This is a genomic window from Enterococcus sp. DIV0755b, assembly GCF_051713765.1.
Classification (GTDB): domain Bacteria; phylum Bacillota; class Bacilli; order Lactobacillales; family Enterococcaceae; genus Enterococcus_C; species Enterococcus_C canintestini.
In genome coordinates, this window is record NZ_JBIOQN010000001.1 from 1,136,529 (window position 1) to 1,148,606 (window position 12,078).

General features: G+C 37.2%; 11 protein-coding genes. 10 read left to right on the forward strand and 1 reads right to left on the reverse strand.

All coding sequences use genetic code 11. The features are described from left to right. Positions 1-165 precede the first annotated feature (165 nt). The 5 genes from IGI65_RS05380 to IGI65_RS05400 all read left to right on the forward strand — a co-directional run bounded on the left by IGI65_RS05380 (position 166) and on the right by IGI65_RS05400 (position 6,235). Positions 166-771, forward strand: coding sequence for an alpha/beta hydrolase (locus tag IGI65_RS05380; RefSeq protein ID WP_438773482.1), 606 nt, complete (start codon positions 166-168; stop codon positions 769-771). A gap of 173 nt (positions 772-944) precedes the next feature. Beyond that, positions 945-2,003, forward strand: coding sequence for an aspartate-semialdehyde dehydrogenase (locus tag IGI65_RS05385; protein WP_438773483.1), 1,059 nt, complete (start codon positions 945-947; stop codon positions 2,001-2,003). Between the two features lie 258 nt (positions 2,004-2,261). Further along, positions 2,262-3,941 (forward strand): ribonuclease J, encoded by a 1,680-nt coding sequence (locus IGI65_RS05390; RefSeq protein WP_169818351.1) that lies wholly within the window; start codon positions 2,262-2,264, stop codon positions 3,939-3,941. 385 nt (positions 3,942-4,326) lie between these two features. Further along, on the forward strand, positions 4,327-5,766 hold the full coding sequence (locus tag IGI65_RS05395; RefSeq protein ID WP_438773484.1) for an MFS transporter: 1,440 nt from the start codon (positions 4,327-4,329) through the stop codon (positions 5,764-5,766). Next, complete coding sequence (locus IGI65_RS05400) at positions 5,759-6,235, forward strand: YbaK/EbsC family protein (protein WP_438773485.1); 477 nt, start codon at positions 5,759-5,761, stop codon at positions 6,233-6,235. The genes IGI65_RS05395 and IGI65_RS05400 overlap by 8 nt, the downstream gene beginning before the upstream one ends. Before the next feature lie 106 nt (positions 6,236-6,341). Here IGI65_RS05400 and IGI65_RS05405 read toward each other — a convergent pair whose 3' ends face one another. After that, entirely contained in the window at positions 6,342-7,094 is a 753-nt protein-coding gene (locus IGI65_RS05405; protein WP_438773486.1) for a MurR/RpiR family transcriptional regulator, read from the reverse strand. 165 nt (positions 7,095-7,259) lie between these two features. Between IGI65_RS05405 and pfkB the strand changes: the two genes are divergently transcribed. The 5 genes from pfkB to IGI65_RS05430 all read left to right on the forward strand — a co-directional run bounded on the left by pfkB (position 7,260) and on the right by IGI65_RS05430 (position 12,048). Beyond that, the gene (gene pfkB / locus IGI65_RS05410; RefSeq protein WP_438773487.1) at positions 7,260-8,210 is read left to right on the forward strand and encodes a 1-phosphofructokinase; all 951 of its coding nucleotides are present in this window, start codon (positions 7,260-7,262) and stop codon (positions 8,208-8,210) included. Positions 8,211-8,241: 31 nt separating this feature from the next. Further along, positions 8,242-9,672 (forward strand): PTS fructose transporter subunit IIC, encoded by a 1,431-nt coding sequence (locus tag IGI65_RS05415; RefSeq protein ID WP_095005994.1) that lies wholly within the window; start codon positions 8,242-8,244, stop codon positions 9,670-9,672. 66 nt (positions 9,673-9,738) lie between these two features. Further along, a complete protein-coding gene (locus tag IGI65_RS05420; RefSeq protein ID WP_438773488.1) occupies positions 9,739-10,194 on the forward strand; it encodes a fructose PTS transporter subunit IIA in 456 nt (151 codons plus the stop codon). A gap of 11 nt (positions 10,195-10,205) precedes the next feature. After that, positions 10,206-11,177, forward strand: coding sequence for a tagatose-bisphosphate aldolase (lacD, locus tag IGI65_RS05425; protein ID WP_438773489.1), 972 nt, complete (start codon positions 10,206-10,208; stop codon positions 11,175-11,177). Between the two features lie 187 nt (positions 11,178-11,364). Beyond that, the gene (locus IGI65_RS05430; RefSeq protein WP_438773490.1) at positions 11,365-12,048 is read left to right on the forward strand and encodes a metal-dependent hydrolase; all 684 of its coding nucleotides are present in this window, start codon (positions 11,365-11,367) and stop codon (positions 12,046-12,048) included. Positions 12,049-12,078 lie beyond the last annotated feature (30 nt).

Consider the following 12,078-nt stretch of genomic DNA (forward strand, 5'->3'; position numbering starts at 1 on the left):
ATTATTTGTTATGATACTTACAATTAGTAAGTTTTAGATGGCTAAATTTTTCTCACTTATTCGTCGTTAAAATAAAAATCACAGAATATTTATAAAAAACGACTGCTAAAAGTTTTTTTATCGTGATTTTTATAAGCTTGTTAAACTTGTTAAGGAGGTAGAAACATGAAGTATTTATATGACGCGGGAAGTAAAGGTGGTAAGAAGTTACTGCTTTTACACGGTACTGGTGGTGATGAAACATCATTGGTGGATATTGCCCGCTTTTTAGATGGTGGCTGTGAAATTTTATCTTTTCGAGGTGAAGTCGAAGAAGATGGAATGAATCGTTTTTTTAAACGGAATGGTTTAAATCAATTTGATTTAGAAAGCCTAGAAGAAGAAACCGATAACTTGTATGAAGAAATTAAGCGGGTGAGTACAAAAAAAGATGTGCCGCTAAGTGATTGGGTTTTAGTCGGGTATTCCAATGGTGCCAATATTGCAGCGCACTTGTTATTAGAACGAGAAACTGAATTGACCCAGGGAATCTTTTTTCACCCGATGTCTCTTGGAGTACACAAGCAAAAATTCAGTTTAAAAGATAAACGTGTTTGGTTGTCTTTTGGGCAAGGAGATCCAATTGTTTCACCGGAATCTTTTAATGAATTAGCTGAAGCTTTTAGTAGTCGGAACGCAGATTTAACGATTAAACAGACAAATTATGGACACCAACTTGCTGCTGAAGAAGTGAATCAGGCTCGTAATTGGTTACATAATTTGCCATTGTAAAAATAGAAGACTGTCACTTAATGGTGGTAGTCTTTTTTACTACAGCATAATTGTCGTAATTTTCTGAATCATATTTTTGTATTTACTGAAATTTATTTGAAATTGTGCTAAAATAGCCAAAATATCAATTCCTTGTCGATGACAGGTGAATTTTGTACTTAGGGGTGTAGTGGATGGAAAAAGGATATCGTATTGCTGTTGTTGGTGCAACTGGTGCTGTCGGAACAAAAATGATTGAGATGTTAGCTGATACAACTTTGCCAATTGCAAGTGTTAAACTACTGGCTTCAAAACGTTCAGCTGGTAAAACCAGAGAATTTAAAGGACAAACATTAATGATTGAAGAGTTAGTGCCAGATTCTTTTAACGACGTGGATATCGCACTATTTTCTGCTGGTGGTGGCATTTCAAAAGAGTTTGCCCCCGAAGCTGTGAAACGTGGTGCTGTAGTCGTGGACAATACCAGTTATTTTCGCATGGATGAAGAAGTGCCTTTAGTGGTACCAGAAGTCAATCGAGAAGCGTTAAAACAACATAAAGGAATTATTGCCAATCCGAATTGTTCTACTATTCAAATGATGGTGGCTTTAGAACCAATTCGTCAAGCTGTTGGCTTAAACCGCATCATCGTTTCGACCTATCAAGCTGTTTCTGGTGCTGGAGCAAAAGCAATTGAAGAGTTAAAACAAGAAGCGAAAGATTTACTGGCAGGAAAATCTAAAACAGAATTAAATCCGCAAATTTTACCAGCAGGCAGTGATAAAAAACACTATCCAATCGCTTTTAATGCTTTACCACAAATTGATGTCTTTGCAGAAGATGATTATACTTACGAAGAGTGGAAAATGATCAATGAAACGCATAAAATTATGGCAGATGACGCGATTAAAGTGGCGGCAACTTGTGTCCGTATTCCCGTTGTGAGTGGACATTCTGAATCGATTTATATTGAAACCAATCAAGAACTAACACCCCAAGCGGTAAGAGAGTTATTGGCACAAGCTCCTGGTGTAATCGTACAAGATGATCCAAGCCAACAAATTTATCCCCAAGCGTTAAATAGTGTTGATCAAAAAGCTACTTTTGTCGGACGCATTCGTCGGGATTTAGATGTGAAAAATGGCCTTCACATGTGGGTAGTGTCTGATAATTTATTAAAAGGTGCGGCTTGGAATTCAGTCCAAATTGCCGAAACGTTACACGAAATGAATTTAGTTCGCGTTCCACAATAAAGTAAAGTAATTCTTGTCACAAGTTGTTAATCATACTTTTACGCAATTTATGTGTTTAAAAGATTAGATTAGCGACTTGTGGCTTTTTTAATTCGGTTAGAGACTTTAAGAAAGTTTTATTACAAAACGCTTCCAATATTATTTAGCAGTTTGCCCCGACTTTTTATAGCGTTATAGTGTATAATGGACAGTGGCTAGTTGGGCACAGAAAAGAAAATAACTATTTATATAGAAAAAAATTTTGAGAGGTGAATGTTTTTGAGTAACATCAAAATCATTCCACTTGGCGGCGTTCGTGAGAACGGCAAAAATATGTACATCGCCGAAGTGGAAGATGATATTTACGTATTAGATTGTGGGTTAAAATACCCTGAAAATGAATTATTAGGAATTGATACAGTTATTCCTGATTTTACTTATTTAGAAGAAAATGCCGAGCGCGTTGTTGGCGTCTTTTTAACGCACGGACACGCCGATGCAATTGGCGCATTGCCTTACTTTTTAGAAAAAGTGGATGTACCAGTCTTTGGAACGAAATTGACTATTGAGTTAGCCAAAATTGGGGTCCACAAAAATGAGGCGACCAAAAAATTCCGTGATTTTCATATTATTGATGAACACACTGAAATTGATTTTGGCACTACGACAGTCGGCTTTTTTAGAACGACGCATTCGATTCCTGATTCAGTCGGAATTACATTAAAGACTAAAGTAGGAAATATCGTTTATACGGGCGATTTCAAGTTTGACCAAGCGGCAGTGCCGATGTATCAAACAGACTTTGGACGTCTTGCTGAAATTGGCAAAGAAGGAGTATTGGCCCTTTTAAGTACTTCCAGTAATGCAGAAAATCCGGCACCAGTTGCTTCTGAACGCCAAATTGCAGATGAAGTATATGACACAATTAAATACTGGGAAGGACGCATCATTGTCGCGGGAGTTGCCAGCAATTTACAACGGGTCCAACAAGTTTTAAATGCCGCTTATCGTTGCAATCGTAAAGTTGTTTTAACAGGACAAGATTTCGGTCGTATTATTCGAACTGCGATGAAATTAAACAAATTGGAAGTTCCCGATGAAAACTTGTTTATTACCCAAAAAGAAATGAAAAACTATCCGCCAGAAGAAATTATCGTCTTAGAAACAGGTCGGATGGGTGAACCGATTAAATCATTGCAACGAATGGCAAATGGTTCTCATCGTACTTTGCGGATTCAAGAAGGGGACTTGGTGTATATCACTACCACGCCCACAACCGCAATGGAAACGACTGTGGCTAAAACAGAAGACATTGTCTTTCGTGCAGGTGGTACGGTTAAACAAATTTCAGATAATATGCGCGTTTCAGGACATGCTAACCCTGACGATTTGCAACTGATGCTAAATCTTTTAAAACCCAAATATTTAATTCCAATTCAAGGGGAATATCGGCAACTTGCTGCCCACGCAGAACTTGCGCAATTAACAGGTATTCCATTGAAGAATATTTTTATCACTGCTCGTGGGGATATTTTGGAGTATAAAAAAGATCAAATGAGCCAAGCTGGTTCTGTTCCAGCGGAAAATGTCTTAATTGATGGAATTGGTGTGGGCGATATTGGAAATATCGTGTTGCGAGATCGCAAGATTTTATCAGAAGACGGTATTTTCATTGCGGTAGTTACCATTAATCGTCGGGAAAAGAAAATCGTATCTTCTCCTCAAATTACTTCCCGTGGTTTTGTTTATGTCAAAGCTAGCCGTGATTTGATTCGGGAAAGTGCGGAAATGGTCAGTGAGATTGTAGAAAAACATTTACAAGATGACGAGTTTGAATGGAGTAAACTAAAACAAGATATTCGTGATCGACTAAGCCGTTACTTGTTTGAACAAACAAAACGTCGACCCGTTATTTTGCCGGTTATTATGGAATCGTCACAACGTCAAAAAAGAAAATAAATAAAAAGGTGTGTAGAAGTGGTCAACTTCAAAAGATAAGAAGAAATAAGAAGTGTTGCTCAAATTTTGCAAAACTTCGCTTTATTTAAGCAAAAGTTACTTTTAAAACACCGGCTATGCGTAAAGAAGGGTTGTGACATGATTTTTGTCACAATCCTTTTTAGCTGGAATGGATGCGTTAGTTTTCATAAGAAATCATCAAAGAAATTTACGCTTTAAGACTTTAGACTTTAGAAATTAGGTGTTTTTTTCAAAACATTTATTATTTTTTTTAAAAAACATATGAAATCTTTCTGAAAAACGATTATACTATTTTAGTGACACTTTTTGACGTTAAGCTCTGTTAACCAAAAAGTTTTATTTTTTTGTAGAAAGGAAGTTTTATATGCAGACATATCAAGAAGATAAGGTCGTTCAAAAAAATCGCTGGTGGATTTTGGTAGCTGTTTCGATGTTTACCTTTATGTCCACATTGGATGGTAGTATTGTCAATATTGCCTTGCCGACTATTTCAAAAGATATGCAAGTACCAATGAATCAATCAGAGTGGATTGTATCCATTTATTTAATGATGGTTTGTGCCTGTTTATTATTATTCGGTAAAATTGGCGATAGCTGGGGTAAAATTAAAATTTATCGGATTGGGACGCTAATCTTTGTGATTGGCTCTTTGCTGTGTGGTTTTAATCATTCTTTGACTTTCTTATTGTTTGCCCGCGTGATTCAAGCGCTAGGTGCGGCAATGACGATGGCAACAAATACAGGAATTATTACTGAAGTGTTCCCGATGAGTGAAAGAGGTCGGGCATTGGGGATGATTGGTGCTTTTGTTTCGCTGGGTTCTATTGCAGGCCCTGGTTTAGGTGGTTTGATTTTAGCGCATTTTTCATGGGCTTATATTTTTTGGATTAATGTACCAGTGGGAATTATTACCATGATTATTAGTGAAAAATTCTTACCAAAAGATATTACTTTAAGTGGTCAAAAAATTGACATGGGTGGTTTTGCTGCCGTTGCCGCTACAATAATGACCTTCTTTGGCGGTGTCTTTTTAGGGCAAGAACATGGGTTTTTAACGCCTATTCCTTTACTTTTATTTGTTTTGGCGATTATTAGTTTTGTGGTCTTTTTATATGTAGAAAAGAAAGTAAAACTGCCTTTGATTACATTTAGTATTTTCAAAAACAAAGTATTTACGATGAGTTTAATTACAGCGTTGTTAATTTTTTCTTCCAACTTCTTTGTTAACGTTGTGATTCCCTTTTACTTACAAAGTGCCCGTGGACTTTCGCCAAGTTATGCTGGACTTTTAATGATGGTCTTTCCCTTTTTAATGGTCATCGGCTCTCCTTTAAGTGGGTATCTAACGGATAAAGTTGGACCAGAAATTTTAGTTTTAGTCGGTTTAGGGATGTTATCTGTGACACAGCTGATGTATATGTTTATGCGAGCTGATTCACCTTTGTGGTATTACGTGATTGCAACTGCTATCATGGGGTTAGGGAATTCATTATTCCAATCACCTAATAACACGATGGTTATGAGTAGTGTCACCAAAGAAAATCTGGGCGTAGCTGGTAGTTTGAACTCTTTTGCTCGCAATTTAGGGATGGTTATCGGGATTTCACTGGCGACGACAATTTTATACGATGCCATGAGTTCTAAAATGGGCGAGCGCGTTACAACTTATATTGCCAATCGACCAGATGTCTTTATTTATGGAATGAAAATTACTTTTCTAGGTTCTTTTTTCCTATGTTTAGTGGCGCTATTTTTAACGCTTTATCGCGTGAAAAAACAAGGAGGCATCCGCAAGCATGTCTAATGCAGTGGAAGAGTATTTAACTGAAAAAAATGTTCCTTTTGAAAGCTTTACTTTTGATGTAAGTGATGAAGAAAATGGTCGCGCTGAAGCGGAAAAACTACAGTTAGCTGTGACGACCATTTATAAGACGTTGGTTTTAAAAGGGAATAAAACAGGAACTGTCATTGCTTTAGTACCTTTAGATGGACGTTTGGATTATAAAAAAACGGCCAAAGCTTCTGGTAATCGTAAAGTTGGCTTTCCACCGATGGAATATGTCCTAGAAGCAACGGGTTATCCTCATGGTGCGAATACGCCAATCGGGATTTTCATGGCGCATCCTGACTATGTCCAAGTCTTTGATACTAGCATTTTATCCCATGAAGAAGTGATTGTTTCTAGTGGTCAACTCGGCCACAGTGTAAAAGTTGCTGTGAAGGATTTACTAAGTTTAATCAAGCCAATTCAAGATGATATTTTAGCAGTGTAATCTTTCATAAAAAAGCTATCTCTTTGCGCTTTTGTAATGACCTTAAAAAGTTAGATTTTTCGACTGACTTTTTGGGCACTACATTGAGCGTAAAAGATAGCTTTTTTTAGTTACTATTTGCGGTCCGTAATGCATAAGAGTCTAGTAAAATGCGGGCCATAATGGAAAGGGGTAGGCGCGAGCGTACTTCGTAATCAGGGAAAAAAGAACCTTCTGATTTAAAACCGATAAACGGAATTTCAATGTATTCCATAATTGAAGAGTAGCGACTAGCAGTAAGTAAAACCGTCCCGATTTCTGCTTTATAACAATTTTTAGCGGCAACAACTAATTCTTCTGTTTCGCCGTTTAAAGAAACGAAGATCACAATATCGTCTTTGGTGAGTTTACGTGAAATATTGCGAATGATGTTGGGATCGGTATGGAGTTCACAATATTTATTTGTCAGTTGTAATTTGACCATCATTTCTTGGGCAATTAATTCAGAAAAACCACGAGCAAAAATCATAATCCGCTTTGCAGCGTGGATGCGCTGAATCGCATCTTCAATATTACCGATTTCAATCATATTAATGGTGCGAATCACTTCTTGCTCATTTTTTAAAATTGCCATTTTAATACCTTCGTCAATTTTGTCTAAATGGGAGAAATTGATGTTGGTATTTTCTTTTTCTTTTAAAGAATGTTTAAAAGCTGTAAAGCCCTCATAGCCTTTCTTTTTCATCGTGCGGACAATGGTTGCTGTAGAAACATTGGCTAATTCACTTAATTTGACGATGGAATAATGGGGAATGTTTGTTATATTTTTTTGAATGAAATCCCATAGATATTGTTCTGATTCGCTTAATTTTACCTCCATGATGATGTCCTTTCTGAATGGTAGTTGTTATTATTGTAACTTTATCACAAAATAAAATGATGTAAAGCGCTTTTATAAAGTGAAAAGTTTTTCAGCTCTTTTTTTACTATTTGAAAACATTTACATAATTTTTTGGTACATAATGAAAAAGAAAGGAGGGGCAAGATGATTTATACATGTACTTTAAATCTAGCAATCGATTTATTTATTGAAACAGATAAAATGCAAGCGCACACGGTCAATCGTACCAATGACGATGACATTCAAGCTAACGGCAAAGGAGTTAATGTTTCATTAATTTTAAAACAATTAGGGATAGACAATACCGCACTTGGTTTTCAAGCGGGTTTTACCGGACAATACATCAACGATTTTTTAAAGGAAAAAGCAATCAGCACTCATTTTATTGAAGTTCCTGGTATGACACGCATTAACGTCTTTACCCAAGTGAATGAAACAGGAAAGGAATTTAAACTCGTTAATAAAGGGCCCAAAATTCCGACAGAAAAAGTTACCGAATTTTTACACACGTTAGAAGAATTATTACAGTCCGGTGATTATTTATGTGTTTCTGGCAGTTTGCCACAAGGGGTTGCTCCTGAAATTTTAGTTTCAATTAGCCAAATTTGTAATGAAAAAAACGTCAATCTTATTATCGACAGCAGCTACAAAGAAGTTTTAAATTGCTTACCGTATAAACCTTTTTTACTAAAACCAAATGAAGAAGAATTAGCCGCTTGGTACGACGTAAAACTAAAAACTAAACAAGATTATCTTGTATATGCCAAACGTTTAATTGCAGACGGTGCACAAAATGTTTTACTTTCTTTAGGTGGTGACGGCGCGATTTTTATTAACAAAGAAATGGTTTTAGCCGGCAACTCCCCTAAAGGTAAAGTAGTCAATACAGCTTGTGCGGGGGATACATTATTAGGAACTTTTCTAGCTGGGGTTATTAATAAAAAACCGATTGATAAAACGTTGAAAAAGGCGATTGCAGCTGGTAGTTCAACTGCTTTTCGTCAAGGACTAACGGATTTTTCTGATGTGAATCAGTTAGAAGCACAAATTAAAATTGAAACTATAGAAACTAGTAAAGAAGAAGTTTCAGCATAAAAAAGATAAAAAGAAATGAGGAGAGTAGAAAATGGCAAAATATCAAATTATTGCAGCAACAGGTTGTCCGACCGGTATTGCCCACACTTATATGGCCCAAGAAGCTTTAGAACAAGCGGCAAAACGCAAAGGAATCACGATTAAAGTAGAGACGCATGGTCAAGTCGGAGTCGAAAATGAGCTGTCTGCTGACGAAATTAAAAATGCCGATGCGGTGATTATTGCCGCTGATAAAGACGTTCATGCCGAACGTTTTGCTGGTAAGCGAATTATTGACGTTTCTGTAAGTAAAGGAATTAAAGAAGCGGATCAATTAATCGATGATGCCCTTAATGGCAAAGGAAAAGTTGCTGCTATCAGTGAAACTGTTTCAGAAGCACCAGTAGAGTCTGGTCAAATGAATTTGGGGCGGAGCATTTATAAGAACTTGATGAACGGTGTTTCCCACATGTTGCCATTTGTTGTCGCAGGTGGGGTTATTATTGCGGTATCTTTTGCAATTTGGGGCGTTTATTCTTTTGATCCAAATGATCCAACTTACAATGCGACATCTGCTATGTTCAAATCAATTGGGGATGCGGCGATGGGAATGATGGTGCCGATTATGGCAGCTTATATCGCAGAAGGAATTGCCAAAAGACCGGGCCTAGTTGTCGGTTTTGTCGGTGGTTTACTAGCTAATTCTGGTGGTGCTGGTTTTCTAGGTGGGATTTTTGCCGGTTTCTTAGCAGGATACTTTGTCTTATTATTGCAACGTTTGTTAAAAGTTTTACCAAAACAATTAGATGGTTTAAAAGCAATTTTCTTATATCCAGTAATTGGTGTTGCTGTAGTGGGAACGATTATGGCGCTTTTAGCTGGTCCAATGAAGACTGTTAATGAAGGAATGATGAGTTTCTTATCTGGTTTTGAAAATTCTTCACCATTAGTATTAGGGATTATCGTCGGTTGTATGTGTGCTTTTGACATGGGTGGTCCAGTTAATAAAGCAGCCTACGTAACGGGCACGGCACTTTTAGCGCAAGGTAATAGTAGTTTTATGGCAGGCGTTTCAGCTGCTTGTATCGCACCACCACTTATTACCGGGTTTGCAACATTGTTCTTTGGCAAATATTTTGAAACCAACGATCGTAATGCTGGGTTAGTTAACTTTATCTTAGGATCAACCCATATCACAGAAGGCGCAATTCCTTTTGCCGCTAAAGATCCATTACGCGTATTGCCAACTATGATGTTAGGATCTTCGATTGCAGCTGTTTTGACCTATATGTTTGGTGTGCAAGTACCTGCGCCTCACGGTGGTTTCCTAGTGTTACCAGTGGTAGATGGAAAATTACAATGGGTATTTGCCATCTTAGTTGGTTCCGTTGTTGGTGGTGTTATTCTTGGGTTAATACAAAAAAATCGTGTTAGTAAAGAAGCAACCAAAGAAACAACAACCAAAGTAGAAGTACAAGCTTAATAAAATGAGATAAAAGTTGCAGGAGGAAAAAAGCCTGCTGCAACTTTTTTAAGAAAGGTGAAAACCATGAGTTTGATCAAAACAGATCACATTTTTTTAAAAGAAAATTTAGCTAATCAAGAAGAAGTGATGCACTTTTTAGCTGCCAAAGCAACAGCATTGGGACTTTCAAATGAAGAAAATAAAGTATATGAAAAATTATTAGAACGAGAAGCTGAAGGCACTACGGGGATGATGGATGGTTTTGCGATTCCCCATGCAAAAGATGCGAGTATTAAAGAAGCAGATATTGTCATTGTTAGTTTAGCTAAGGCGGTGGATTGGCATAGTTTAGATGGTAGTCCCACGGAATTTATTATCGCATTATTTATTCCTGATTCTGAAGCAGGGACAACGCATTTGAAACTTTTATCCAATGTCGCGCGTCTTTTAATGCATCAAGAGGTGACAAAAGGTTTAAAAGAAGCTACTACACCAGCAGCAATTGCAGCATTATTAAATAGTAAATTAGCAGAAAATTAAGGAGAGTTTTCATGACAACCGAAGCAAAAAAAGCCTATATCAAACAATTAAGTGACAAAAACGGGGTGATTTCCGCACTAGCCATTGACCAACGGGGCGCTTTAAAGAAAATGATCAATAAATACCAAGACCAAGAAGCCCAAGGAGAACAAATTGAAGAATTCAAAAAAATCGTTTCTTCAGAATTAACCCAGTATGCTTCTTCTATCTTACTTGATCCAGAATATGGTTTACCGGCAGCAAAAGTAAGAGATGAAAATGCTGGTTTACTATTAGCTTATGAAAAAACTGGTTATGATGCTTCTACACCAGGACGCTTACCAGATATTTTGTCGATTTGGTCTGTGAAACGACTAAAAGAAGCTGGTGCAGATGCATGTAAATTCTTACTTTACTACGATGTGGATGAAAGTGATGAAATTAACGACCAAAAGAAAGCCTTCATGGAACGTATCGGTTCTGAATGTGCGGCAGAAGATTTACCATTCTTCTTAGAATTAGTATCTTATGACGCTAACGATGCCGATGCCAGCACGAAAGAATATGCGTTGAAAAAACCACATAAAGTCATTGAAATGATGAAAGAATTTTCAAAACCACGTTATGGCGTAGATGTCTTGAAAATGGAAGTGCCTGTTAACATGAATTATGTTGAAGGCTATACAGAAGGTGAAGTTGCTTATACAAAAGAAGAAGCGATGGCTTACTTTAAAGAACAATCAGAAGCAACGAATCTGCCATTTATCTTCTTATCAGCAGGTGTTTCAGCAGAATTATTCCAAGAAACATTGAAATTCGCTAAAGAAGCCGGCTCCACTTTCAATGGTGTCTTATGTGGTCGGGCAACTTGGGCTAACGGTGTAGAACCATTTATCACAGGGGGCGAAGAATCTGCGAGAGAATGGATGCGGACACAAGGACGCAAAAACATTGAAGAGTTAAACGAAGTGTTACAAGCTACGGCAACACCAGTTAAATTTTAAGAAAAAGAACCGTCAATGTTGGCGGTTCTTTTTTTTTGTAGTTAAAGAAATTATCAGTTGGAAATCACTAAGGTTAGATTAATTCATGAATTTTGACCTATTTTCATGCATTTTTCTGTTTAAGTCTGTTACAATATAAAAGTAAAAACTGTATTAGTTTTACTTGGCTTAGTGAGGAGGAAAAGTAATGAAGATAACTTATCACGGACACTCTGTAATCGCTATTCAACTAGCGGATGGTACAAATTTATTATTTGATCCATTTATTACCGGTAATCCCTTGACGGATTTGGTTGTAGAAGATGTCAAAACAGATTACATCCTAGTCACCCACGGACACAGTGACCACGTAGGTGATATGATACCGATTGCTAAAAAATGTGATGCAACAATCATTGGCATGGTGGAATTGTGTGCTTTTGCAGAAAAAAATGGCGTGAAAAAGACCCATGGTATGAATATTGGTGGGAAATTTGATTTTCCTTTTGGAAGAATAAAAATGGTTCATGCCCAACACAGTTCTGGCTATGAAGTCGACGGTCAAATGCTTTATCTAGGTGAACCAGCGGGCTTTATTTTACAAGCAGAAGGTAAGACAATTTATCTTGCTGGAGATACATCAAACTTTGGTGACATGGCTTTGTTTGGCGAAGCTTTTGCAATTGATGTCGCCTTTTTGCCAATTGGTGATAATTTTACCATGGGACCAAATGAAGCAGCTTCAGCGGCTAAGCGTTTAAAAGCCAAACAAGTTGTACCTATCCACTACAATACGTTTCCATTAATTAAACAAGACCCGCAAGCCTTTGCAACACTTTTACCAGCGGGAGTAGCAAAAGTGATGGCAGTAGGGGAAAGTTTTACATTATAAAAAACGTTAATAAGCGCTGTGTAGAAAATT